The 24,342-nt window shown below is 75.4% G+C and carries 21 protein-coding genes; 11 read left to right on the top strand and 10 right to left on the bottom strand.

Annotation, left to right across the window (positions count from 1 at the left end):
* Positions 1–6 precede the first annotated feature (6 nt).
* Positions 7–663 carry a TetR/AcrR family transcriptional regulator gene (locus ACLQ2V_RS23035; protein ID WP_425720636.1) on the bottom strand — a complete coding sequence of 219 codons (657 nt, stop codon included), beginning with the start codon at positions 661–663 and terminating at the stop codon, positions 7–9.
* 183 nt (positions 664–846) lie between these two features.
* On the opposite strand from ACLQ2V_RS23035, the gene ACLQ2V_RS23030 reads away from it, so the two are divergent.
* A complete protein-coding gene (locus ACLQ2V_RS23030) occupies positions 847–2,943 on the top strand; it encodes an ABC transporter permease (RefSeq protein WP_425720635.1) in 2,097 nt (698 codons plus the stop codon).
* Here ACLQ2V_RS23030 and ACLQ2V_RS23025 read toward each other — a convergent pair.
* The 3 genes from ACLQ2V_RS23025 to ACLQ2V_RS23015 are packed head-to-tail and all read right to left on the bottom strand — an operon-like array spanning position 2,930 to position 5,325.
* Positions 2,930–3,394 (bottom strand): hypothetical protein, encoded by a 465-nt coding sequence (locus ACLQ2V_RS23025; RefSeq protein WP_425720634.1) that lies wholly within the window; start codon positions 3,392–3,394, stop codon positions 2,930–2,932. The two genes, ACLQ2V_RS23030 and ACLQ2V_RS23025, sit on opposite strands and share 14 nt — an antisense overlap.
* Positions 3,369–3,986, bottom strand: coding sequence for an RNA polymerase sigma factor (locus ACLQ2V_RS23020; protein WP_425720633.1), 618 nt, complete (start codon positions 3,984–3,986; stop codon positions 3,369–3,371). Before ACLQ2V_RS23020 ends, ACLQ2V_RS23025 begins: the two co-directional genes overlap by 26 nt.
* Positions 3,987–4,017: 31 nt before the next feature.
* Complete coding sequence (locus ACLQ2V_RS23015) at positions 4,018–5,325, bottom strand: S8 family peptidase (protein WP_425720632.1); 1,308 nt, start codon at positions 5,323–5,325, stop codon at positions 4,018–4,020.
* A gap of 191 nt (positions 5,326–5,516) precedes the next feature.
* On the opposite strand from ACLQ2V_RS23015, the gene ACLQ2V_RS23010 reads away from it, so the two are divergent.
* From ACLQ2V_RS23010 to ACLQ2V_RS23000, 3 genes are all read left to right on the top strand, one after another.
* Positions 5,517–8,132: a CHAT domain-containing protein gene (locus tag ACLQ2V_RS23010; protein ID WP_425720631.1), complete on the top strand. Its 2,616-nt coding sequence runs from the start codon at positions 5,517–5,519 to the stop codon at positions 8,130–8,132.
* A 186-nt stretch (positions 8,133–8,318) separates the two neighbouring features.
* Positions 8,319–9,116: a S1 family peptidase gene (locus ACLQ2V_RS23005; protein WP_425720630.1), complete on the top strand. Its 798-nt coding sequence runs from the start codon at positions 8,319–8,321 to the stop codon at positions 9,114–9,116.
* A 175-nt stretch (positions 9,117–9,291) separates the two neighbouring features.
* Positions 9,292–9,558, top strand: a complete 267-nt coding sequence (locus ACLQ2V_RS23000) for a hypothetical protein (protein WP_425720629.1) — start codon at positions 9,292–9,294, stop codon at positions 9,556–9,558.
* Positions 9,559–9,666: 108 nt separating this feature from the next.
* Here ACLQ2V_RS23000 and ACLQ2V_RS22995 read toward each other — a convergent pair whose 3' ends face one another.
* Positions 9,667–10,956: a YncE family protein gene (locus ACLQ2V_RS22995; protein ID WP_425720628.1), complete on the bottom strand. Its 1,290-nt coding sequence runs from the start codon at positions 10,954–10,956 to the stop codon at positions 9,667–9,669.
* 173 nt (positions 10,957–11,129) lie between these two features.
* Between ACLQ2V_RS22995 and ACLQ2V_RS22990 the strand changes: the two genes are divergently transcribed.
* Positions 11,130–12,287 carry a PucR family transcriptional regulator gene (locus ACLQ2V_RS22990; RefSeq protein ID WP_425720627.1) on the top strand — a complete coding sequence of 386 codons (1,158 nt, stop codon included), beginning with the start codon at positions 11,130–11,132 and terminating at the stop codon, positions 12,285–12,287.
* Between the two features lie 42 nt (positions 12,288–12,329).
* On the opposite strand, the gene ACLQ2V_RS22985 is transcribed toward ACLQ2V_RS22990, so the two are convergent.
* The 3 genes from ACLQ2V_RS22985 to ACLQ2V_RS22975 all read right to left on the bottom strand — a co-directional run bounded on the left by ACLQ2V_RS22985 (position 12,330) and on the right by ACLQ2V_RS22975 (position 15,634).
* On the bottom strand, positions 12,330–13,292 hold the full coding sequence (locus tag ACLQ2V_RS22985; RefSeq protein WP_425720626.1) for an N-acetylmuramoyl-L-alanine amidase: 963 nt from the start codon (positions 13,290–13,292) through the stop codon (positions 12,330–12,332).
* Positions 13,292–13,453, bottom strand: coding sequence for a hypothetical protein (locus tag ACLQ2V_RS22980; RefSeq protein ID WP_425720625.1), 162 nt, complete (start codon positions 13,451–13,453; stop codon positions 13,292–13,294). Before ACLQ2V_RS22980 ends, ACLQ2V_RS22985 begins: the two co-directional genes overlap by 1 nt.
* Positions 13,454–13,519: 66 nt before the next feature.
* Positions 13,520–15,634, bottom strand: a complete 2,115-nt coding sequence (locus ACLQ2V_RS22975; protein WP_425720624.1) for a penicillin acylase family protein — start codon at positions 15,632–15,634, stop codon at positions 13,520–13,522.
* Positions 15,635–15,779: 145 nt separating this feature from the next.
* Between ACLQ2V_RS22975 and ACLQ2V_RS22970 the strand changes: the two genes are divergently transcribed.
* Complete coding sequence (locus ACLQ2V_RS22970) at positions 15,780–17,282, top strand: MFS transporter (protein ID WP_425720623.1); 1,503 nt, start codon at positions 15,780–15,782, stop codon at positions 17,280–17,282.
* A gap of 63 nt (positions 17,283–17,345) precedes the next feature.
* Here the strand turns inward: ACLQ2V_RS22970 and ACLQ2V_RS22965 are convergent, their stop codons facing one another.
* Positions 17,346–18,950 (bottom strand): RICIN domain-containing protein, encoded by a 1,605-nt coding sequence (locus ACLQ2V_RS22965; protein WP_425720622.1) that lies wholly within the window; start codon positions 18,948–18,950, stop codon positions 17,346–17,348.
* 405 nt (positions 18,951–19,355) lie between these two features.
* Between ACLQ2V_RS22965 and ACLQ2V_RS22960 the strand changes: the two genes are divergently transcribed.
* A complete protein-coding gene (locus ACLQ2V_RS22960; RefSeq protein ID WP_425720621.1) occupies positions 19,356–19,916 on the top strand; it encodes a GNAT family N-acetyltransferase in 561 nt (186 codons plus the stop codon).
* A gap of 51 nt (positions 19,917–19,967) precedes the next feature.
* A complete protein-coding gene (locus ACLQ2V_RS22955) occupies positions 19,968–20,918 on the top strand; it encodes a siderophore-interacting protein (protein WP_425720620.1) in 951 nt (316 codons plus the stop codon).
* Between the two features lie 59 nt (positions 20,919–20,977).
* Here the strand turns inward: ACLQ2V_RS22955 and ACLQ2V_RS22950 are convergent, their stop codons facing one another.
* On the bottom strand, positions 20,978–21,454 hold the full coding sequence (locus ACLQ2V_RS22950) for a septum formation initiator (protein ID WP_425720619.1): 477 nt from the start codon (positions 21,452–21,454) through the stop codon (positions 20,978–20,980).
* Between the two features lie 101 nt (positions 21,455–21,555).
* Here ACLQ2V_RS22950 and ACLQ2V_RS22945 point away from each other — a divergent pair, with 101 nt between their 5' ends.
* The 3 genes from ACLQ2V_RS22945 to ACLQ2V_RS22935 all read left to right on the top strand — a co-directional run bounded on the left by ACLQ2V_RS22945 (position 21,556) and on the right by ACLQ2V_RS22935 (position 24,159).
* Positions 21,556–22,248, top strand: a complete 693-nt coding sequence (locus ACLQ2V_RS22945; protein WP_425720618.1) for a response regulator transcription factor — start codon at positions 21,556–21,558, stop codon at positions 22,246–22,248.
* Entirely contained in the window at positions 22,245–23,528 is a 1,284-nt protein-coding gene (locus ACLQ2V_RS22940; RefSeq protein WP_425720617.1) for an ATP-binding protein, read from the top strand. The genes ACLQ2V_RS22945 and ACLQ2V_RS22940 overlap by 4 nt, the downstream gene beginning before the upstream one ends.
* Positions 23,529–23,625: 97 nt before the next feature.
* Complete coding sequence (locus ACLQ2V_RS22935) at positions 23,626–24,159, top strand: PepSY domain-containing protein (RefSeq protein ID WP_425720616.1); 534 nt, start codon at positions 23,626–23,628, stop codon at positions 24,157–24,159.
* The last annotated feature ends 183 nt before the right edge of the window (positions 24,160–24,342 follow it).

Here is a 24,342-nt window from a genome sequence, read left to right as displayed (position 1 = left end):
GCCCCGTCACGGCAGCGACGGCGTCGGGGTCTCGGTCAGCGGGTTGCGGGTCCCCGCCTGGCTGATCGGGGCGAGCAGCATCCCGGTGATGGCGTCGGAGAGGAAGTCGCCCACCGACTGCCAGCGCGGGTCCTGCCCGTCGCGCTCGATGCGCGCCTCGACCTCGGCGCAGGCCGTCGCGACGATCAGGGTGATCAGGCTCGCCCGGCCGGCGATCACCCCCGGGTCCAGGTGGCCGAGGCGGGCGGCCACCGACCGGGCGATGGAGGCCGCGGTCGGTGCGGAGCCGGCGGACCGGCGCATCAGCGCCGCGGTTGCCGGGTCGTTGATGGCCTGGTTGAGGAAGCGGGCCCGCCAGCTCGGCCGGGGCAGCGAGGCCAGGGCGTCCATGTACGGCATCACCAGGCTCCGCACGTCGTCGAGGACCGAGTCGGAGCGGGCGAACAGCGCCCGGCGGGGCTCCTCCAGGGCGTCCTGGTGCCGGGTGATCAGGGCTGTCAGCAGGCCCTCCCGCCCGCCGAAGTAGTAGTGCACGGCGGAGTGGTTGGTGTTGCCGGCCGCCTCGGCCACCCGGCGGTCGGAGACCTGCGCGATGCCCGACTCGGCGAAGAGGCGCTCCGCGGCGTCGAGCAGCGCGCTCCGCGCCGCCGCTGAACGGGCCACCGGGGCACCTCCTCCTGGCGACGTCGGGGCGGTGTGACGGACATCAAGGTACCCGACGGCCGTTTCGTAAGCCACGTGACTTACATTTGGTGGGGCGACGGTCCGGCGCGGCGCAGCCCGCCCCGCCCCGCCCCGCCCCCGATGCTCGTACGGCACCACCCGACCCAGGAGTTAGTCACGTCTATGGACTCCCCGCCCGAAGCCTCGGCCGCCGCCGCCCCCACCGGGCCGCCGGCGCAGGAGGACCGCAAGACCCGGATCGCCCGCTACGTCGCCCTCTTCGCGATGCCCTTCATCATGGTCTCGATGATGTTCGCCACCTACGTGGGCACCATGCACTCGCCGCACCCGCGCGAGATGCCGGTGGCGATCGTCGGGACGGGAGCCCAGGCCGAGGCGCTCGTCGTGGCCCTGAACTCCGCACCGGACCGGGCCGTGGACGCCCGGCTGGTCGCCTCCGGCGGCGACGCGGTGGAGCTGCTCAAGGACCGGGAGATCGCCGGCGCGCTGGCGGTCCCCGCCGCCGGATCGGACCGGGCGACGATCTACACCGCGATGGCGGCCGGGGCGTCGCAGTCCAGCACCGTCGCGCAGCTGCTCGCCCCGATCGCCCTGGAACAGCAGTGGACGACCGCGACCGAGGAGGTCGCGCCCCTGCCTGCGGGTGACGGGGCGGGCATCGCCGTGCTCTTCGCCGCCATGGGCATGATGCTGGCCGGGTACGTGCCGCTGAGCCTGCTGCTGATGGCGGTTCCCCACCTGCTCGCCCTGCGGCGGTTCCTGCCCGTCCTGGCCGGCTGGTCGGCGGTCACCAGCACCGTCATCTGGGTGATCCTCGGGCCGGTCGTGGGCGCCGTCGACGGCCACTACCTCGAGTTCCTGGGCGTCGGGATGCTGACGACCGCGGCCGTCGGGCTCGGCCAACTGCTCTTCACCAAGCTGATGGGGCCGCTGGCGGTGCTCATCGGCATGCTGCTCTACGTCGTACTCGGGATGCCGGCGTCGAACCTGGCGCTCTCGGTCGACGTGATGCCCGGCTTCTTCTCGTTCCTGCACGGGGTGCTGCCGCTGCCGGCGGCGGGCGAGACGCTGCGGGCGCTGCTGTACTTCGACGGTCGGGGCGTCGGGGCGTACCTGCTGGCGCTGGCCGCCTGGGCCGTCGTCGCGCTGCTGCTCTGCCTGCTCAAGGAGCGGGTCAGCGGGCACGCCATCCCCGCGGCCCCGGTGGTCGCCGACCCCGACGTGCCGCTGCCGGCGCTCGCCGGGGGCCCGCCCAGGTCCAAGCGGTTCCGGTACGTCGCGGTGGCGGCGTTTCCCCTGTCCATCCTGGTGATGGTGGTCGGGTTGATGAGCGCCTCGATGCACGAACCGGAGGTCTCGGACCTTCCCGTCGCCGTGGTCGGCGCGACGGCTCAGGCCGAGCAGGTGGCCGCCGGCCTGGAGTCGAAGCTGGGCGGGATGCTCGACGTGCGGGTCGCTGCGTCGGTGACCGAGGCCACCGACCGCATCCACGACCAGGAGGTCGTGGCCGCCTACGTGCTGCCGCAGGCGGCCGGCGCGGAAGCGACGCTCTACACCTCGGCGGGCGCGGGGGTGAGCCAGCAGAGCGCGGTGCGGGCGATCTTCCAGCAGATCGCCGCCCAGCAGCAGACCCCGTTGCAGGTCACCGACGTGACGCCGCTGACCGACGACGACACCATGGGCAGCAACAGCCTCTACGTCGGCATGTCGTGGATCATGTCCGGGTTCCTGCTGCTGGCCGTGCTGCGCGGCGGTGCGCCGGAGCTCAAGCGGCTGCGCCAGTTCCTGCCCCTGCTCGGCGGCTGGTCGGTCGGGATGGCCGTCTGGCTGTGGTTGCTCTTCGACGTCATCATCGGCGCGGTCGACGGACACGCCTGGCAGATGATCGGCTTCGGTGCCGCCACCATCTTCGCCGTCGCCCTGATGACCGGGGCCTTCACCCGGACCTTCGGCCTCGCCGCGGTCATTCCGGGGATGGTGGTGATGATGCTCGCGGGGGTGCCCGCCTCCGGCGGCGGGCTGTCGATCTACATGGTGCCCGAGTTCTTCCGGTTCCTGCGGGAGATCCTGCCGCTGCCGGCGGCGGTCGACACGGCCCGCTCGCTGGCCTACTTCGGCGGGTCGGGGATCGGCAGGAACATCCTGGTCATCGCGGTCTGGGGGGTGGTCGGCATCGCGCTGAACCTGGTCGTGGACCGGTGGCTGCGCCACCGGGAGAACCGGGCGGCCGCCGCCGCAGCCGGCGTCAGCCCAGGCTGACCCAGTCGGTGGCGATCGCGTAGCCGTCGGCGCGGGCGGAGAGCCGGACCGGGCCGGACGGGGCAGCGGCCAACGAGAAGAAGCCCACCTCGTCGACCGGCGACTCGTCGTACGCGCCGGTGGCCGTGCGGGCCGTGACCCGACCGCCCCGGGGCGGGCAGAGCTGACCGACGATGCCGGCCTCGCTCACCTCGACCTCCAGCACCACCGGCCCGGCGCGGAAGGAGAGCGTCCGCGTCGAGCCGCCCGAGCGGGTCGGGCCGGCGGGTTCGGCGTCGCACGCCGAGTCGAAGATCAACTCGGCGATGGCCAGTTCGGCGTCCACGGTCCGCCACGCGAACGCCGCCCGCGCGGCGGTCAGGAACTCCTCGGGAACCGGCCCGGTGTCCCACAGGGCTGCGCCCAGCTCGATGGTCAGGGCGTCGTCATCGACCGGCGGCCACGGCGCCATCGCGGTCACCTCCGTTCTCCGGCAGGCCGTCACGGGACCCGAGGAACGGGGCCAGCGCCGGACAGCTGCGCAGTTTGTGCAGGCAGCGGGCCTGGGTGGGGCCGATGCTGCCGACCGGCATGCCGAGCCGCTCGCTGATCTCCCGGTAGCCCACCCGGGGGTCGGCGGTCAGCAGCGCCAGCAGCTCCTGGCAGCGGGACGGCAGCTGGGCGAAGCCGTCCCGCAGCGCCTGGCGCCGCTCGGCCCGCAGCAGCTCCTCGTCCGGCGATGCCGCCTCGGCCGGCGGGCCGTCGAGGGCGTCGTCGTACGGGTCGACGGGCTGGCTGCGCCGGCCGAGGCGGATGAGCCGGTAGCACTCCCGCCGGGTCGTGGTGGTCAGCCAGGCGGCCAGCGCCTGCGGGTCACTGAGCTGTCCCAGCCGCTCCACCAGGCGCAGCCAGACGGTCTGGTTGACGTCGGCGGCGTCGACGCGACTCAGCCCTTGGGCCCTGATCACCGACACGACCAGCGGGGTGTAGCGGCGCACCAGCTCGGTCCACGCCGACTCGTCCCCAGCCCCGGCGGCGGCCACCAGGGCGGCGGTGTCGGTCATCGCAGGGCCCGACCGTGGCGTGGTGCGGGCCTCACGCGACCAGCACCCCGTAGGCGGGGTGCCAGCGGGGAGCCGCCAGCAGTGCGAGCCGGGCCGCGTCGGCGGTCATCCCGGTGGCGGACATGGTGGCGGCGAGCCGCCCGGAGACGTACGCCGTGGCGAACGAGGTGCCGGCCCAGTCGGCGAAGCCGTGGAACACCCGGGTCGGCTGTCCCGGCAGCGCGAGCTGGCCCGGGACGTAGGTGCTGGTGTGCTCGCCGACGGCGCAGGCGTCGACCCACGGGCCGAAGTTGCTGTACGCCGCCGGGGCCAGGCCGGTGCCGGAGCGGCTCAGCGCGGCCACGCCCAGCACCCGGTCTCCGGCGGCGGGCCAGGTCGGGCGGGAGCCGCTGGCGTTGCCGGCGGCGGCCACCACGGCGATCTGCGCCGGCAGCGCGGCCACCGCGTTGACCAGCGGCAGCGGGGGCAGGTCGTCCTGGGTGTAGCAGCCCAGGGAGAGGTTGACGACGGCGACCTGCGGGCCGAGGCGGGACAGGGCAGCCACCAGCATCGCCTCGTCACCGACGCCGGTGGGGTTGAGCGCCTGCTCCGGGTCGACCCGTACGCCTGGCGCGGCCTGCCGGACCACGCCGGCGACGAAGGTGCCGTGGCCGCCCTGGGCGGCCAGCGCGGTGCCGGAGAGGTAGAGCGCGTCCACGTCGTCGGGCTCGGGGACGTAGCTGCCGCCGAGCCACTGGGGGTGGTAGGTGCCGGCCTGCTGCCAGATCCCGGTGTCGCAGACGCCGACGGTGACGCCGGCGCCCTCGCCGAGGCGGGCCGGGTCGGGCGCGGCCAGCGCGGCCGCCGGGCTCGGCGGGCCGCCCGGGTTGCCCATGATGTTGCCCAGGCCCAGCAGCACGTGGTGCGGCTGCACCGCCGGGACGCGCTGGCCGGGCCACTGCTGGGGGTTGCGCAGCGCCGTCACCGTCGCGGGGACGTCGGTCTCCTTGCCGAACAGCAGCCGGGTGACCCCGGCGAAGCCGGCGCCCACGCTCACCGCGTGCCCGCGCGAGCGCAGCCAGGCGACGACCCGCTGGGCGTCGGCGTCGGCCGCGAGCAGCTGCCGGGGGCGGTAGAGGAACTCCCGCCCGACGACGGTGTGCCGGCGTACGTCCGGGTCGGCGGCCAGGGCGCTGGCGAAGACCCGCTGGTACGCCTCGTCGTCGCCGGTGTCGCCGCGCGCGGCGGCCGGCGTCAGCGCGCCGCCCAGGGGCGCGGCCGCAGCGAGTGCGCCGAGGGCCAGCAGGCGGCGGCGGGACAGCCGACCGGCAGACGGGGTGCGGGGGAGGTCAGGCGGCACCGGTCCTCCAGGCGGTTGCGGCGGCGCGATCGGCGGTCTACCCGGTGCGGTGCCACCGTCACCCCGGGTCAGCGCCGATTCTTCCAGGCCATTGTCGAAAGTCAATGACGTGTTGTCGTCACGCGGGCCATGGGATTCCCGCCGAAGCCGCCGCATTGACGCTGGCCTCCGCATCGGCGACGCTGTCGGGCATGGCCGACAGCGCCGGTTGGGGTCCCGGCTCCGCCCAGGCCGCGCTCGACGCCGTGCAGCGCTACCCCCGCGAGGCGATCACCCTCGCGTCGCAGGTGCTCGCCGCCGGTCGCGCCGTCACCGGCGACGAGCGCTCCACCGCCGAACGGGCCGTCGGCCTGGCCCTGCGGGAGCTCAACGACCTGCCCGGGGCGCTGCGCCACCTGCGCCGGGCGGTGCGCGTCGCCGCGACCCCCCGCACCCGCGCGTTGGCCCGGATGAGCCTCGGCTACGTGCTGGCCAACGCCGGGCGCACCGGCGCGGCCCTGCGCGCGGTGACCGCCGCCCTGCCCCCGCTCACCGGCGCGGACGCCGGGCGGGCCCGGATGCAGCGGGGCGTGGTGCTGCACTACCGGGGCCGCTACGAGGAGGCGGTGCGCGACTACTCCCTCGCCGTCGAGATCGCCCAGCGCGAGGGCGACCCGCTGCTGGAGGCGCGGGCCCGCAACAACCGGGGCCTGCTCAACGCCCATCGGGGCGCGGGCCGGGGCCGCGACGACGACCTCACCCGGTCGGCGGCGATCTTCCAGCGGCTCGGGCTGGAGCTGGCCGCCGCCGACACCCGCTGGAACCTGGGCATCGCGGCCGGTCAGCGCGGTGACACCGTCGGGGCGCTGCGCTGCTTCGCCGAGGTCGACCAGGAGTACCGCCGGCTGGCGGTGCCCCGGCCGGCGCTGCTGCTGGACCGGGTCGAGCTGCTGCTGTCGGTGCCCCTGGTCGACGAGGCGGTCGAGGTGGCCGGCGTGGCCGTGCGGGAGCTGCGCCGCCGGGGCCTGGCCTCCGACTACGCCGAGGCGCTGCTGGCCCAGGCCCGCGCCGCGCTGCTGGCCGGGGACCTGGCCACCGCCACCGACGCGGCCACCGGGGCGCGGACCCGCTTCGACCGGCAGGGCCGGCGCACCTGGGCCGCCTTCGCCTGGCACGTGGCGCTGCGCGCCGAGTTCCGCCGGGGCACCCGCTCGACCGGGCTGCTCACCGCGCTGGTGCGTACCGCCGATCAGCTCGACGCCACCGGCTGGCCCGGCCCGGCGCTGGCCACCCGGATCGACGCCGGCCGGCTGGCCGCCGCGCTCGGCCGCCCCGACCGCGCGGCGGCCCTGCTGGGCACGGCGGCCCGAGCCCGCCGGCGGGGGACCGCGCCGGGCCGGGCCCAGGGGTGGTACGCGCTGGCGCTGGCGCGTCGGCTCGCCGGGGACGACCGCGCGGCGGCCGGGGCGCTACGGCGCGGGCTGGCCGTGCTGGACAGCCACCGGGCCTCGCTCGGGGCCACCGAGCTGCGGGCGCACAGCGGCGCGTACGGGCAGGAGTTGGCCGCCGAGGGCCTCGACATCGCGGTCCGCTCCGGCGCCCCGGCCCGGGTGCTGGCCTGGGCGGAGCGGTGGCGGGCCAGCGCGGTGCGGACCCGGCCGGCCCGGCCGCCGGCCGACCCGCACCTGGTCGCGGCGCTGACCGAGCTCCGCCTGGTCAGCAGCCTGCTGGAGGACGCCCTGCTGGCGGGGCGGCCGACGCAGGCGTTGCGCGGCCGGCAGGCCCGGCTGGAGGGGCGCATCCGCGACCTCGCCCGGCGGGTGCCCGGCGGTGGCGACCCGGTGACCCCGCCGGGCGTCGCCGCGCTGGCCGCCCGGCTCGGCCCGCGCGTGCTGGTGGAACTGGTGGCCCACGGCGACCGACTGCGCGCGGTGCTGGTGCGCGACGGTCGGGCCAGCCTGCACGACCTCGGCCCGCTCGCCGAGGCGGTGGGGCAGGCCCGGCGGCACCGCTTCGGCCTGCGCCGACTGGTCACCACCGGCGACACGGCCGCCGCCCGCGCGGGGGTCGCGCACGCCGCGGCGGCCCTGGACCGGCAACTGTTCGACCCGCTGCGCCGCCGGCTGGGCGAGCGCGCCCTGGTGATCGTCCCGATCGGCGCGCTGCACGCGGTGCCCTGGTCCGGCCTGCCGACCTGCGCCGGCCGGCCGGTGACGGTGGCCCCGTCGGCCACCGTCTGGCTGCGCGCCGACGGCGGTGCGACGCCGGCCGGCCCGCCGGTGCTGGCGGCCGGTCCGCGTCTGCCGGCGGCCCGCACCGAGGTTCGCCTGCTCGCCGGCGAGCTGCCCGGCTCCCGGCTGCTGACCGGGGCGGACGCCACCGCCGAGGCGTTGACCGCCGCGCTGGACGGGGCCGGGCTGGCCCACATCGCCGCGCACGGCACGTTCCGGGCGGACAACCCGCTCTTCTCCCGGCTGGAGCTGGCCGACGGGCCACTGCTGGCGTACGAGCTGGAGCGGCTGCCCCGCCCGCCGGGCTGCGTGGTGCTCTCCGCCTGCGACTCCGGCCTGTCCGGGGTGCGACCCGGCGACGAGGTGCTGGGCTTCACCGCGGTCCTGCTCGCGCTGGGCACCCGATGCCTGGTCGCCACCGTGCTGCCGGTCCCGGCCGACGTCACCACCGCACTCATGCTCGACCTGCACCGGCGGATGCGCGGCGGGGCCCGTCCGGCGCGGGCGTTGGCCGACGCCCAGGCCGCGTTCGTCGCCGGCGGCGACGGCGCGGCGTCGGCCACGGCGGCGGCGTTCGTCTGCTTCGGGGCCGGCTGAGCCCGCCGCCGCGGGGGCGGGTGGTCGCGGCCGGACCGAAAGCGGCGGGGGCGCGCCGCGTGGCGGCCATACCGGCGTCGTATGACCCGGAGCGGATGATTAAATATAGAAAATCGTCAATAGAATTCCGTCATCCCGAACGCGGTGCGCCCGCCTGGTGCGCCGGTCCTGATGCGGAGGAACTACATGGTTCGCTGGCGCACCCTCACCGGCCTCTTGGCCACCGCGCTGGTCGCGGTGACCGCGGGCAGCCTCACCCTGACCGCACCCGCCGCCGCCGCCCCCGACGACACCATCACCCCGAACGTCGTCGGCGGCACCCGGGCCGCCCAGGGCGAGTTCCCGTTCATGGTTCGACTCTCGATGGGCTGCGGCGGCGCGCTCTACAGCGCCCGGCTGGTCCTCACCGCCGCGCACTGCGTCGGCCGCACCGGCACCAACACCAGCATCACCGCCACCCTCGGCGCGGTCGACCTCCAGTCGAGCAGCCGGATCACGGTCAAGTCCAACTACGTCTACCGTGCCCCGGGCTACAACGGCTCGGGCAAGGACTGGGCGCTGATCCGGCTGGCCACCCCGGTCACCACCCTGCCCACCCTGCCGATCGCCACGACCACCGCGTACGACAGCGGCACGTTCACCGTCGCCGGCTGGGGCGCGGCGAGCGAGGGCGGCGGGCAGCAGCGCTACCTGCTCAAGGCCACGGTGCCGTTCGTCAGCGACTCGACCTGCAACTCCAACTACGGCGGCGACCTGATTCCCGCCGAGGAGATCTGCGCCGGCTACGCCAGCGGCGGCACCGACACCTGCCAGGGTGACTCGGGCGGCCCGATGTTCCGCCGCGGGGCCAACAACGCCTGGATCCAGGTCGGCATCGTCAGCTGGGGCAACGGCTGTGCCCGCCCGAACTACCCCGGCGTCTACACCCAGGTGAGCTACTTCGCCTCCGCGATCGCCGCGGGCGCCGCGAGCCTCGGCGGCTGACCGCACGACAGCACGGTGTGGGCCCGGCCGGTGATCGGTCGGGCCCACGCCGTGCGCGGGACGTGTCGCGTTATGAGCCGCCAAAGATGACTGTTGATCGAACATCACCTATGGTGGTCCTTTCGGACCTGGTGCGCCTCCTCGGCGTGTTCGTCCCGATACGGAAGGAAGCATCATGATTCGTCGGCGTACCCTTGCAGGGCTGTCGCTCACCGCGCTGGCTGCGGTGACCGTAGGCACCCTCACTGTCACGGCACCGGCCTCCGCCTCGGCCGTCGCCGCCATCTCGACCGTCGTCAACACCATCTCGGTCGATCTGGTGGGGCGTGGTGGTTACCACGTCCTGAACGGGCGTGGTGGTTACAACGTGCTGGATCTGGTGGGGCGTGGTGGTTACCACGTGTTGAACGGGCGTGGTGGTTACAACGCCATCGGCTCCTAGGTAGGCGACCTCTCCGCCGTGGGCGCCGCGAACCTCGGCGCTGAGCAGGACGACCGCAGGCGCGCGGCCCGGCCGGATCATCGGCCGGGCCGCGCCCGTGTGTGGGGCCTACGACGCGGCCGGGGGCGTCCAGTTGCTCGGCAGGTGTCCGATCCGGACCCGCTGCGGGTGGTCGCCCACCGGTACGCTGGCCACCTTCTGACCCGTGGCGAAGCTGATTGCGGTGATTCGGTCGGCTCCCGACTCGGAGATGACGCAGTCGCGGCCATCCCCGCTCACCGTCGCCCAGTACGGCTTGCTGGCGGTGACCAGCGGGCCGGGGACGAGGGAGGCCCGGTCCACGACGGTGGCGTAGTCGTCCACGGTGCCGGCGACGCAGAGCTTCGCGCCTCCGGGGCTGATCGACAGGCCGTGGTGCCGGGAGTCGTTGACCCAGGTGGTGCGGTCCTCGCCGGTGTTGGGGTTCTTCGGCAGGGTGGCGACCCGGGTGATCGCGTCGGTGGCCACGTCGTACTCGACGAAGCCGTTGAAGAACGAGACCTGGAAGTAGAGCTTGCGCTCGTCGGGGGTGAAGACCGCAGGCCGGACGGCGTCGGAGAGATCGCGGCGGCCGAAGGCGTCCAGCCGGGGCCGCATGTCTATCTCCTTCACGGTCTGGAAGGTGTTGGCGTCGGCGACGGTGATGTGTCGGTCGCCCTTGGTCCAGTCCTGCGACGGGTCGTCGAGGGAGGTGTTCACCTCGCCGATGGACATGTTCCAGATGTGCCGGCCACCACCGGTGAAGAGGTTCTCGTGCGGCTTGTCACCGGTGGCGAACGAGCCGACCTGCTGGCCGGTGTTGATGTCGAGGACGTGCACCTTGTTCGAGGTGGAGGCGGAGACCGCGACCCGGGTGCCGTCCGGCGAGACCGCCATGTGGTCGGAGCGGAACCCGGACACCGGGAACCGCCACCGCACCGCCCCGGTGCTCAGGTCGATGGCGACGACGTCGGCGAAGCTGGGCCGGGACGCCACCAGCGCGGTGCCGTCCGGGGTGGTGTACATGTCGTCGACGAGCTGGTCGTGCCCCTCGCCGGGGCCCTGCTGGATGCCCAGGTAGAAGGCGAGCTTGAGGGGGTTGAGGTAGATCTCCCAGAGCCGCTGAGACTTGTCCGGGACGACGTTGATCCGGCCGCGATGGGCGTAGTCGCCGCGGGAGCGGACGACGTCGACGGTGCCCTCCCAGTTGTTGCCGACGAACATCACCTCGTCGAGGGCGGCGGGGGCGGGGGCGGCGGTGGCGGCGACCACCGGGCTCGGCGCGACCGCCGCGACGACGGCGAGGGTGCTGGCGAGAGCGCCGTACCTGAGAAGACGGCGACGGTGGGCGGGTGGGGGTTTGGGTGATGACGTGGTCATGGACTGCTCCCGGGATGGGCGGCCGGTGGAGGCGTTCCGCGGCGCGGGACGCGGTGTTACTTTGCGGTAACAGCAGGAAACCAGCCGAAGCCGGACTCCCGGTAGGCGACGGGGACCAAAAGCCGGCCAGCTGGTTGTGGGTGGGCCACAGTGGCCGCGAAGGGAGCGGGCCGATGGCGTCACTGGATCGGGCCGAGTCCCTCGGCGCGCTGCTGAGCGACCTGGCGGCGGACCGGCGCGTCGTGGAGGAGATGGTCGAGGCGGCCCGAGCGCGCTCCCCGGAGGTGGCGCGGCTGCCGCCGGCGGAGAATCGGCGGCACGTGGCGGCCCTGTTGACCGCCGGGGTGGCGTCCTTCCAACGGCTGGCGGAGCCGAGCGAACGGGACTTCGCGGAGGCACGGCGTCTCGGCGCCGACCGGGCAGCGCAGGGCGTCTCCGTCGCGGGCGTGTTGAGCGGCGTGCAGGCGGGTCGGCAGCGGATGGTGGAGATCGCGTTGGACCGGGGCAGGGCGGCCGGGATCGGCGACACCGCCCTCCTGGAGGCCCTGCTGGAGCTCGGCCGGTACGCGAGCGCCCTGGAACGGGCGCTCGTCGACGGCTACCACGCGGCGGAGCGGGAACTGGCCCGCAGCCGGCGGGACGCCCGCGATCGGCTGCTGCGGCGGCTGCTGCTCGACGAGCCGGCCGACGGCCGGCCGGACGACCCGGCCGGGTTCGGGCTGCGTCCCGACGGGCGGTACCACTGTGTGGTGACCGACCTGACCGACCCGGCCCAGATCCCCACGGTGGAGCGGCAGCTCCGCGACGGCGGGGGAGTCTTCGGCACGGTCGATGACCGGCTCGCCGGCCTCTCCCCACGGCTGCCGGCCGATTCGCTCGACCCAGCGGTGCTCGTGGTGGCCGCGCCGGCCCGGCCCCTGGCCGAGGTGCCGGCCCTGCACCGGCTCTGCGTGGCCACCCTGCGCGTCGCCGCCCAGGCCGGGCTACGCGGGCTGCACCCGGTGGTCGACCTGGCCGGGGAGACCGCGCTGGCCGCCCAGCCGGAGCTGGCCGAGCTGGTCAGCGGGGAACTGCTCGGCCACCTCGACCCGGCCGACGAGTTCCACCGGCAGCTCGCCTCCACCGCGCTGACCTATCTGGACCACGGGCAGCGGCTGGACCGGACGGCGGCGGCCCTGCACCTGCACCCCAACACCGTCCGCTACCGGCTGCGCCGGTTGCAGGAGGTCGCCGGGCTGCCGCCGACCCTCGCGGAGCCGGGCGGCCAATGGTCGGTGCCGCAGACGATGCGGTGGTGGTGGGCGCTGCGGACCTGGCTGGAACGGGGCTGAGGCGCGCCGCCCGCCCGGGGCGGCGCGCCCTCCGCGACGGCCTCAGACCCGGGTGATCCGGATCGCGTCGGCGACGACCAGGCCGGTGCCGGTGGTCCACCGGCTGACCCCGACCCGGTTGGCGTCCCCGGCCGGCAGGGCGAACGTGCCGAGGGAACGCCACTGCCCGCCGGTGGCGCGTTGGTCGACGGTGACCGTCTTGTTGCCGCTGGTGGTGGCCACGATGTACGGAGTGGCGTTGTTGTAGCCGGAGGTCGCCGGCCACCAGGCGTCGACCCGGTAGGTCCCGGCCGCCGGGATGTTGACCTTGTACCAGGCGACGTCGCTGGCCAGCACCGGGTCGGCGTAGCGGTAGTCCGCGCCGTAACGCTGCCCGGAGTAGGTCGAGACGCCCCACGCGGCGCTGGCGGTGAACCGCCCGGCGGTGGAGTTGTCCACGATGGTGCTCCACGCGGTGCCGCCGCCCATCTTGGCGGCGACGTCGGCGCGCATCACGTCCAGGTCGATGAACGACGGGTCGATCTTCCCGCTGGTGCTGGTCTCCCGGTGGCCCCGGGCGTGGCTGGCGTCGCGGCCCAGGCGCTTGAGCACGGCGGCGGTGGCGGCGACGCTGGCGTTGTACTGCGCGGTGGTCATCTCCTGGTTGACGCCGTTGTAGTCGATCTCCCAGCCGATCATCAGGGCGTTGCCGTCGCCGGCCGGGATCGGGCCGCTGCCCCGGCTGGCGCCGGCGTGGTTGGCCCGGCCGGCGGAGATCAGGTGGAACACGCCGTGGTAGTCGACCAGGGCCTGACACAGCGGGCCGGCGAGGTCGCTGCGGCCGTTGATGCAGATGCCCAGCGCCGGGTGCGGGTTGCTGGCGCTGGAGGTGGACGCGGTGTGGTGCCACAGCACCCCGATCGGGGCGAAGTCCCCCGGGCGCATCCGGTTGCGCCAGTCGCCCTCCTCCACGACCTGTACGCCGGCGGCCCGCAGCACGTCGGCGAGCCAGGTGACGGTGGCCATCAGGAGGCCTCGATCAGGTCGGCCAGGCACTCGGGCCGCGCGGCGGCGGCGCGGGCCGGGGCGGGCTTGGCGGCGGCGGTGACGGCGAAGGCGGCCGCCAGCAGGGCGGGCAGCCCGAGCAGGCGACGCCGCCGCAGGGCGGGGGAGGGCGAGGTGGCCACGGAACTCCTCGGTGACGGACGGGATCCCCGTCGATCGAACGCGATGATGACCGGGACGGTATACCGTCACGCGCGTCGATGTCGATACCCTTCGGCCTGCCTTGCGCCGATGAAACTTTCCGACCGGGTGAGCTGCCGCCAGTCGGTGACCACCGGGATCAGCTCGCCGCCGGCCCACCGGGGCAGCTGGTCGTCGAAGTGCGCATCGCCGGGGCGGCCGGACGCGCCGAAGGGCACCACCCAACGGCTCGCCGCCCGGTCGGTCAGGTCCCACACGTAGCGGGCGACCGGGCCTCGCCAGCAGGCGTCGGAGACCCCGGGGACGCTGCTGGTGGCCAGCACGCAGTCGCTGTCGCCGGAGAGCGCCACCCGGGCCCGCATCGCCGCCGCGGCGGCGGTGACCTGCGGGGCCGCCGCCAGGTGCACCGGATGCAGCACGTGTCGCCGCCCCCAGGGGCCGGGCGGGTCGCCGTGCGCCACCTCCTCCAGCGCGCCGGCCGCCGCCGCGTCGACGTCGCCGCCGAGGGCATCCAGCCCCGCCACCACCGCGTCCAGGGCGTGCCCGATGCGGGCCAGCGGATCGGTCCACGGCGCGAAGAGCGCGTCGTACGCGCTCGGGGCCCGCAGCGGGCGCAGCAGCGGGTCGTCGTGCAGCCGGCGGGCCAGCGCCGCCCGCCAGGCGGCGAACGCGCCGGCGTCGACGCTGTCGGCGCGCATCCGCCCGTCCCAGGCGGCCAGCCGTTCGCGCAGGGCCAGCGCCTCGGCGCTGAGACCGGCCGGGTCGAGCCGGCCGAGCGCGGCGCGCAGCACGGTGGCGTCGAGCCGGTCGTCGGTGTGCACGACGGCCGGCTCGGCCCCGTCGGCCAGCAGGGCCCGGATGCGGCGGGCGCGGTGCGGCGGGGCGAAGTCGACGCCGAGCGCGGCGGTGTCGGGGCGACGGTCGTTGGCGCAGACCGCCGGGCCGCTCACCTCGGCGCGGGGCATCGGGGCGTACCCGTCGGTCCAGCGGTAGCGCGGCTCCCAGCCGGGCACCGGCTCGCGCCGGCACCGCTGGTCGCGCACCGGGACCAGGCCGGCGACGAGCTGGGTGACCGCGCCGGTCCGGTCGGCGACGAGCACGCTGTTGACCGGCTCGACCCAGCGGCGAAGCGCCGTGGCGACGTCGTCGACGCTGCGCGAGCGCAGCAGCGGCAGCAGCGCGTCGAAGCCGAGGCGCAGCTCCACCCGGGTGGGGGTGCGCAGGCTGAGCGCCTCGCCGGTGCCTTCGTCGTGGTCGACCACGGGGCCCCGGGGGGTCTCGATCACCTCGACCGGCACCGGGTCGCCGCCGCGTACCTCGATGCTCTCGAGGTGGCGGTGGGCCGGGAACCAGCCGTCGGCCTCGCGGACCAGGACCCGGTCGCCGTCGTGGCGCAGCCGCTCGCGGTAGAGGTCCTGGTAGTCGGCCATCGCGTTGGTGACCGCCCAGGCCACCTCGCCGGCGTGGCCGAAGTGCGGCAGGCCCGGCACGCCGGGGAAGGCGAACCCGACCACGTCGAACTCGGGGCAGGCCAGGCGCACCTGGTGATAGATGCCGGGCAGTTCGAGCACCCGGTGCGGGTCACCGGCGATGACCGGGCCCCGGCCGGTGGCCGGGTCGGCGGGCACGGCCCAGGCGTTGCTGCCCGAGCCGGCGGGCGGCTCGGTGGCGAAGAGGTCGACCGCCGCCGGCCCGCAGGTGGCGGCCACGTGCGCCCGCCACAGCTTGGTGGGGAAGGTGCCGAAGAGCACGTGCTGCACCAGGAAGACCCCCAGCGGTGACCAGGGCCGCCACCGGCCGGGCCGGCAGCCGGTCGCCGCGAACTCCGGCGCCCCGGCGGCACCCTCGGCGAGCCCGTCGTTGACCCCCTGGGCGTACGCGGCGACCCAGCGCCGGGTGGCGGGGTCGAGGCCGGCGTAGCAGCGCCGGGCGGTGTCGTCGAGGCGCGCCCGGCGGGCGAACCGGTCCCAGCCCACCTCGGCGGGGCCGACGTGCTCGGCCAGCCGGCCCTCGGAGCGCCACCGTTCCGTCTCCACCTGCCAGGCCCGGTCGATCGCCGCGGCCCGGCCCTGGAGCCGGGCCAGGTCGTCCACGGTGTCGGCCCACAGGTGTGGCACGCCCCAGGCGTCCCGGCGGATCCCGGCCGACCCGGGAGGTCGCAATTCTGGCTCCCCCGACAGCTTCAATTCAGGCTACCCTCCCCTAACTTAGGGAGACCTTACTGTGGGGCTGCGCAAAGCGGAACGGGCTGCGCGAAGCGGACCGGGGACGCCGACCGCCGCCCACCCGCCGCCGCCGAGGACCGTCATGAGCCTGTCCGACACCGCCGCCCACCCGTCGTCGCCCGTCTCGGCCCGTCCGCTGCCCACCCGGTGGCTGATCCTCGCCGTGCTCTGCCTGGCCCAGGTCGCCGTGGTGCTCGACAACACCGTGCTGACCGTGGCGGTGCCCGTGCTCACCGCCGAGCTGGGCGCCAGCACCGCCGAGGTGCAGTGGATCATCAACGCGTACGCCCTGGTCCAGACCGGACTGCTGCTCACCGCCGGCAGCGCCGTCGACCGGTACGGCCGGCGCCGCCTGCTCCTGGTCGGCCTGGTCCTGTTCGGAGCGGGCTCGCTGGCCGCCGCGCTGGCGTCGTCCACCGGGCAGCTCATCGCCGCCCGCGCCGGCATGGGCATCGGCGGCGCCCTGCTCGTCACCGCCACCCTCGCCGTGGCCATGCAGGTCTTCGAGGTGGTCGAACGGTCCCGGGCCATCGGCATCTGGGCGGCGGCCAGCGCCCTCGGCTTCGCCGCCGGGCCGCCCGTGGGCGGGCTGATCCTGGCCCACTTCCCGTGGGAGGCGATCTTCCTGCTCAACGTCCCGATCGTGCTGGCCTGCCTGGCCGCCGCCGGGGCCCTGGTGCCGGAGTCGCGCCACCCGGCGGGCGGACGCCTCGACCTCGCCGGCGTCGCGCTCTCCACCGCCGGCCTCACCGCCGTGGTGTACGCGATCATCGCCGGCCCCGAGCGGGGCTGGGGCTCCGCCCCGGTCGGCGGGGCGGCGGCCGGCGGCGCGCTGCTGCTCGCCGCGTTCGTGTGGTGCCAGCGGCGGGTGGCCCACCCGATGCTGGACCTGGAGCTGTTCCGCAACCGCCGCTTCGTCGGGGCGGTCTGCGGCGTCGTCCTGATCACCTTCGGCGCCACGGGCGCGCTGTTCCTGCTGACCCAGCACCTGCAGTTCGTGCGCGGCTATCCGGCCTGGGAGGCGGGGCTGCGGATGGCGCCCTTCGCGCTCTCCATCGTGGCGCTCAACCTCTCCGGGATCGCCGCCCGGACGATCTACCGCCTCGGCACCGCCGGCGCCATCGCCGTGGGCATGTCCCTGCTCTCCGGCGGCCTGCTGCTGGTCACCCACGGCCCATCGGGCGGCTACGGCGTGCTGCTGGCCGGCCTGCTGGTGATGGGCGCCGGCTGCGCCCTGGCGAACCCGGCGATCGTGGAGGCGGTGATGAGCGCGATCCCGCCGGAGAAGGCCGGGGCGGGCGCGGGCGTCGACGGCACCATGACGGAGGTCGGCAGCAGCCTCGGCGTCGCCGTGCTGGGCGCGGTGCTCAACGCCCGCTTCGCCGGGCTGCTGCCCGCCGCGCTGGCCGGCGCGGGCTCGTTCCCCGCAGCGTTGGCCGCCGCCGGTGGCGAGGCCGAGCGGGGGCAGGTCGTCGACGCCTTCCGCGTCGCCTCGGAGACCGGCCAGACGGTGGGGGCCGGGGCCGTGCTCGCCGGCGGGTTGCTGGCCGCGTGGCTGCTGCGCCGGGCCCAGCGGGCCGGCTGAGCCGCCCGGACCGCCGTGCTGGTCGACGGCCCGGGCGGGATCAGCAGCGCAGGATCGGCGGGGTCAGCACCGCACGATCGTCGAGTTGGTCAGCCTGACGTTGCTGATGGTCAGGTTCTCCGCGCAGGGGTTCTCCACGATCCGGTTGTTGACCAGGGTGAAGTTGCGCAGGGTCAGGTCGCGGTTGCCGGGGAACTCGGTGCGCTCGGCCAGCCGCACCTCCCCACCGCCGCTGATCGTGCCGCCACCGGGCGCGATGTCGACGCCGTAGCAGTTCTCGATCAGCACGGCATTGTTGCCGGTGTTGGCGATGTCGACCCGCTCCACGACGGCGCCGCCGGACTCGGAGACGCAGAAGATCCCCCGGCCGCCGCCGCGCGCCCGCACCGTGCCGACCCGGATGTTGGTCGGGTAGCCGGAGCCGATCCGGCCGTTGCGGTTGGCCATCCGGAACGCCGCGTACCCGGTGCCGGCCCCGGCATTCTCGGCGTCGACCGTGGTGACGGTGGCGTTGATGGTCTGGTTGAGCAGCAGCCCCGACTCGCCGACACCGCGGGCGGTGACGGTGCCGACGGTCAGCCCGTCCACCCCGTACGTCTCCACGGCGTGCGAGCCGGCACCGGAGACGTAGACGTTGTCGATGCGCACGTTGCGGCTCCACTGGCTGGTGTCGCCCCGGTTGTCGATGCGCACCCCCAGGCCGCCGGAGAGCCGCATGTCGATCTGGCCGAGGACGACGTCGGTGACGTTGCGCAGGAAGATCCCGTACAGCGGGGCCCCGGTGACCCAGAGGTGCTGCACCTCGACCTGGGTGGTGCCCCGGGAGTAGATCGGGGCCTGGTCGCCGCTGCCCGAGCCGGTCACGTTGATCGTGCCGCAGACGTCGATGGCGGTGTAGCTGGGCAGCGAGATCCGGGAGCCGGCGCTGACCGTCCCGGAGCCGCGCACGACGACCCGCTGCTTGCTGGTACGGCCGGCGGTGAGGCTGTTCACGGCCGCCTGGACGGCGGCGCGCATGTCGGTGCCGGTGTGCACGGTGGCACCGCCGTTGCGGGCCGTCCAGGTGCTGCCGCTGAGCACGGCCTCGGCCTGGTACGCCCCGGCGCCGCAGTCGGCCGAGGAGCCGAGCCTGACCAGCTGCCACTGCTGGTTGGTGCCGCCCAGGTCCTGGTACTGGGAGATCGTCGCGCCGTCGGCGGTGGACCTCTCCCACACGTCCAGGGCCTTGCCGGAGTGGCGGTTGACGAACCGGACGTACCCGTCGGCGGAGTCGGCGAGCCCGAAGTGCTGCCGGGTGTTGCCGCTGACCGCCGGGTTCTGCACCAGCGGGGTGCCGTCGTTGGCGTTCGGCAGCTCCAGCACCTTGCCGCTGTGCGCGGAGCGAATTTGGTAATAGCCGCCGCCGGCGTCGACGAAGCGCCACTGCTGCACGGCGAGGTCGTTGCGGGTGAACTGCTTGACCGGGGCGCCGTCGGCGGTGGACCAGTCGTAGAGGTCCATCGCCTTGCCGCTGTTGCGGTTGACGAAGACGTACGCGGCGCCGGTGTCGACCGTGGCCGCGACGGCGGCCCGGGGGCCGACGGTCACGGCGAGGCCGACCAGGGTGAGGGCCGCGGTGGCCAGCGCGCCGAGGCGCCGGGGTCTGCTCCTGCGGGTGGTGGCGGGCATCGGGGCTCCTTGTCGAAGACGGGTGGCGCGCACGCGGTGGGTCCTGCGGGGGGTGACGGCCGCCGACGCCTCGGCCGGTGCGGGCCGCCCGCCGCCCGGCACCCCAATGATTTAATTACGTCTATGTTTCTTCCTGATGTTGGCGTTGACAAGAGCGCCTGTCAAGGCGCAGTCAGCAGCGGGAAAGGGTTTACCTGGTGCGCGGGGAGCGCGGTCCGGGTCCGCCGGGGTGGCGGGGAGGGTGGCGGTGCTGTCGCGACCCGGCCGCCGGAACGAAAGGGGGCGCGGCCCCGCGCCGGGTGTCCCGGGCGCGGGCGGCGAGGGTCTAGGCTGACGCGGGCCCCTGCTCACCGGCGGCGACATCACCCTGCACGGCGACGGCGGGCGGCCCCATCGAGGAGAGACATGACGACTGCGCCGACCTCCTACTCGCGTCACGTCGACGGCTTCGGCGAGGTGGAGATCCGGCCGGTGCGACCGGCCGAGGACATCGACGTGATCTACGACTGGGTCACCCGGGAGCGGTCGCGGTTCTGGGGGATGCGTGACGCCGGCCGCGATCGGGTGCTGGAGATCTACGAGTACCTGGACTCGCTCGAGACCCACCACGCCTACCTGATCCGCCGCGACGGCCGGCCGGTGGCGCTCTTCCAGACGTACGAGCCGGCTGCCGACCCGGTGGGGGAGTGCTACGAGGTGCGGCCGGGCGACTTCGGCATCCACCTGATGATCGCGCCGCCGGACGGTGGCCGGGAGCCGGGCTTCACCGCCACCCTGCTCGACGCCTTCCTCGCCTTCGTGCTCACCGATCCGGGCCGGCTGCGCATCGTCGCCGAGCCGGACGCGCGCAACGACCGGGCGATCGCCCGACTCGTCCGGGCGGGCTTCGTGCCCGGTCCGCAGATCGACCTGCCGGAGAAGCGCGCCCAACTGCTCTTCCTGGACCGCGCCGTCGCCCTCGGCTGAGGAATTCACCCCGGGCCTTGACAGGCGATGAGGTTAGGCTAGCCTAACCGCGTGTCGACTGATCGCGTCCTGAAGCCGCAGGAGCAGACCCTCCGCGGCGGGGCCACCCAGACCCTGCCGCCCGCGCCGTGGCGGGTCTTCGCCGTCGAGGTCCGCGCCGCGCGCCGGCTCAGCCCCTCGTTCCTGCGGATCACCTTCACCGGCCCGGACCTCGACCGGTTCGCCGACAACGGCTACGACCAGCGGATCAAGCTGGCGCTGCCGCTGCCCGGCCAGAACGTGGTCCACCTCCCCGGCGGCCCCGACTGGTACGCCCAGTGGCGGGCCCTGCCCGAGGATCGCCGCTGCCCGCTACGCACGTACACCGTGCGGGCGGTCCGGCCGCACCTGGCCGAGGTGGACGTCGACCTCGTGCTGCACGGCGACGGCGGCCCGGCCAGTCAGTGGGCCCGGCGGGTCCGCCCCGGCGACGAGGCCGCGCTCCTCGGCCCCGACGCCGCCTACCCCGGCGAGCACGGCGGCGCCGAGTTCCGCCCCCGCGACGCCGGCCGACTGCTGCTGGCCGGCGACGAGACGGCCGTGCCCGCGATCTGCGCCATCCTGGAACGGCTCCCGCTCGACGCCCGTGGTCAGGCGCTGCTGGAGGTGCCGGAGCCGGCCGACGCGCTGGCCGTACCCGCCCCGCCCGGCGTCGACGTCGCCTGGCTGCCCCGCCGGGGCGGCCGGCACGGCAGCCGCCTGCTGCCCGCCGTCGCCGAGGCCGCGGCCCGGCTGCTGGGCACCGGCCCGGCGGTGCGGGAACCGATCACCGACGTCGACGTCGACCGGGAGATCCTCTGGGAGGTCCCGGCCGCGCTGCCCACCCCGGTGTACGCGTGGCTGGCCGGCGAGGCGGGCGTCATCCGCGCGCTGCGCCGCCACCTGGTCGCCGAGCGGGGGATGGATCGGCGGGCGGTCGCGTTCATGGGCTACTGGCGGCTGGGCCAGGCCACCCCGAGCTGAGGGGCTTGCGAACCGTGGGCCACCGCGCGTCGGGCGGCGGACCCGTCCGCCGGGGCGGCTCAGTCGTCGGTGGCGGCCACCGGCTGCCCGGCCACGCAGCGCAGCTTCAGCTCGTGCTCGCCGTCCGGCCCGACGAAGGTGACCTCCACGTCGTCGTCGGGGCCCCGGTCGGTGTCGCCGACCCGGTAGCCCTGCGCGGGTGCCCAGGAGACCAGCCGCACCCCGCCCGGGGCGCACTCGGCCACCGCGCTGCCGCCGACGCTGACGAAGACCCGCGCGGCCCCGCCCGGCGTCCCGGGCGGCGCACCGCCCGGCACCGACGACCCGTGGGGGCCGGGGGTCGACGTCGCGGCCGGCGTTGCCGGAGCCGCCGGCGGCGAGGCCAGCGCCCGTTCGACGTCGGCCTCGCTGTGCACCCCGCCCGGGGTGCCGGTGATGCTCTCCCCGACCAGCCGGATCGCCGCCACCCCGACCAGGGTGGCGAGCGCGGCGGTGGCCAACCACCCGGCGAAGGCCAGCAGACGACGACGGCGCATCCCCCGACTATCCCCGATCCGAGGTTGCCGGCAGCGCCGGGCGACCCTAAGGGATGGTTAAGCGGCGCTTGGGCGCGGTGCGGGCGGCTAACCTGCATCATGTGCCCCGCCTGCTGCTCATCGAGGACGACCTGACCATCCGGGCCCCGCTGGCGCGGGCGCTGCGCGACCGGGGGCATGCCGTCGCCGCCGCGTCCACCGCGATGGCGGGCCTGCGCGACGCCCTCGACGACCGGCCGGACCTGGTCGTGCTGGACCTGGGCCTGCCCGACCTGGACGGCCGGGAACTGCTGCGGATGCTGCGGGCGGTCAGCGCGGTGCCGGTGATCGTGGCCACCGCCCGCGACGACGAGGCCGAGATCGTCCGGGTCCTCGACGCCGGGGCCGACGACTACCTGGTCAAGCCGTTCACCGCCGCCCAGCTCGACGCGCGGGTCCGCGCCGTGCTCCGGCGCGGGTCGACCCCGGCGACGCAGGACCCGACGCTGGTCGTGGGCGGGCTGCGCATCGACCCGCGCGCCCGGCGGGTGAGCCTCGAGGGCGAGCCGGTCGAGCTGACCCCGCGCGAGTTCGACCTGCTGCACCACCTCGCCGCCCGCCCCGGTGAGGTGGTCACCAAGCGGGAGCTGCTCACCGAGGTCTGGCAGATCCCGTACGGGGGCGCGGACAAGACCGTCGACGTGCACCTGTCGTGGCTGCGCCGCAAGCTCGGCGAGAACGCCCAACAGCCCCGCTACCTGCACACCGTGCGGGGGGTCGGCGTGCGGTTGGCGGCCCCGGAGGACGACCGGTGAGGGCGCGGCTGGCGCTGCTGGCCGCCGCGGTCAGCGTACTGACCCTGGTGGCCTTCCTCGTGCCGCTGGCGCTGCTGGTGCGCGACGTGGCCGAGGACCGGGCCACCGTCCGGGCCACCGCCGACGCGCAGAGCCTGGTGCCGGTGGTGGGCACGGCCGACGACTCCACGATCCGGCTGACCGCCGAGCAGCTCGCCGCCGAGTCGGGCCGGCCGGTGAGCGTCTTCCTGCCCGGCGACACGGTGCTCGGCACGCCCGTCCCGCGTACCCCGGCGGTGGCCCTGGCAGAACGGGGGCGCAGCCTCACCGTGGCCTCGGAACGGGGCCGCGAGGTGGTCATCGCGGTGCAGGGACGGGCCGACGGCACGGGGGTCATCCGCACGGTGGTCCCCCGCACCGAGCTGACCGCCGGGGTGGGTCGGGCCTGGTCGGTGCTGGCCCTGCTCGGGCTGCTGCTGGTGCTGGTCGGGCTGCTGGTGGCCGACCGGCTGGCCCGCGCCCTGCTGCGGCCGATCGCCGAGCTGTCGACGGTGTCGCACCGGCTGGCCAACGCCGAGCTCGACGCCCGGGTGACGCCGGCCGGCCCGGCGGAGCTGCGGGAGGTCGCCGGCGCGCTCAATCACCTGGCGGCCCGCATCCAGGTCCTGCTGGCCCAGGAACGCGAGCAGGTGGCCGACCTGTCACACCGGCTGCGCACCCCGCTGACGGCGCTGCGGCTGGAGGCGGAGTCGCTGCGCGAGCCGCAGGACGCGGCGCGGATCGCCACGGCGGTGGACGGGCTGGAGCGCGCGGTGACCGGCCTGATCCGCCAGGCCCGCCGGGACCGCTCGGCGGCCGTCGCCGACACCGACGCGGCGGCGGTGGTCGCCGACCGGGTGGCGTTCTGGTCGGTGCTGGCCGAGGACACCGGGCGGGAGCTGCGCTGCGAGCTGGAGGCCGGTCCGTTGCCGGTCGGGGTGCCCGCCGACGAGCTGGCGGCGGCGCTGGACGCGCTGCTCGGCAACGTCTTCGCGCACACCCCGGACGGCACCGCGTTCACCGTCCGCCTCGCCCGCGATGCCGGCCAGGTGGTCCTCGCCGTGGCCGACACCGGCCCCGGCATGCCGCCGGCCACCCTCGGCCGGGGGGCCAGCCCGGCCGGGTCGACGGGGCTGGGCCTGGACATCGCGCGCCGGGCGGCGGAGGCCGGCGGGGGCCGGCTGGAACTCGGGGTCGCCCCCGGCGGCGGGGCGGAGGTCCGGCTCCGGCTGGGACCGCCGACGACCTCGACCCGTTCCTAGCGCGGCGACCTTAACCCGCTCTTAGCCTTGGTGCAGCGCGCCGCTATCGCCCGGGGGCGGATCCTCGATCTCAGCAACCGAGGAAAGGTGCACCACGATGAAGCGCAATTCTCTGATCATGGCGTCCGTGGGTGGCGCGGCGGTGCTGGTGGTGGCCGGGGCAGCCCTCGGCGCCACGGCGTCGAACGACCGGGTCGGCCAGGTCGCGTTGGCCGCCGCCACCGCCACCGCCGCCCCGACCGCGACCGGCACCCCGGGCGGCACCCCCACGCCGGCCACGTCGGCGCCGGCGGGTGCGCCCACGTCGGGCGGCGCGTCGCCTTCCGGCAGCGCCCCGGCCGGCGCCGGGGCCGTCGACGAGCGGCGGGCGGGCGAGATCGCGCTGGCCCGCGCCGGTGGCGGCACGGTCGTCGAGGTCGAGGCCGAGGACGAGAACGGCCGCCAGGTGTGGAGCGTCGAGATCGTCAACGGGCAGACCGAGCACGAGGTCGACGTCGACCGGGCCGACGGCACGGTGGTCCACGCCGAGCAGGAGCCGGTCGACGGCGACGACGACAAGGATGACGACGACGCCGACGACAAGGACGACGCCGACGACGACAAGGACGACAACGACAACGACAACGACTGAGTGTCAGTCGCCGGGTCGCCGGCCGTCCACGGACGGTCAGGCGGCCCGGCGCTCGGCGGCCTGCGCGGCGTACGGCTGCGGTGACACCAGGCGCAGCGGCGGTGGCGGGTCGGCCCGGTCCGGGTCGACCCCCCCCCCCCCCCCCCCCCGGGGTGCCAGCCCCCCCCGCCGCACGCCCCCCCC

Source organism: Micromonospora sp. DT233, from assembly GCF_049841815.1.
Classification (GTDB): Bacteria; Actinomycetota; Actinomycetes; order Mycobacteriales; family Micromonosporaceae; genus Micromonospora.
This window is presented reverse-complemented; position numbering and strand designations above follow the sequence as displayed.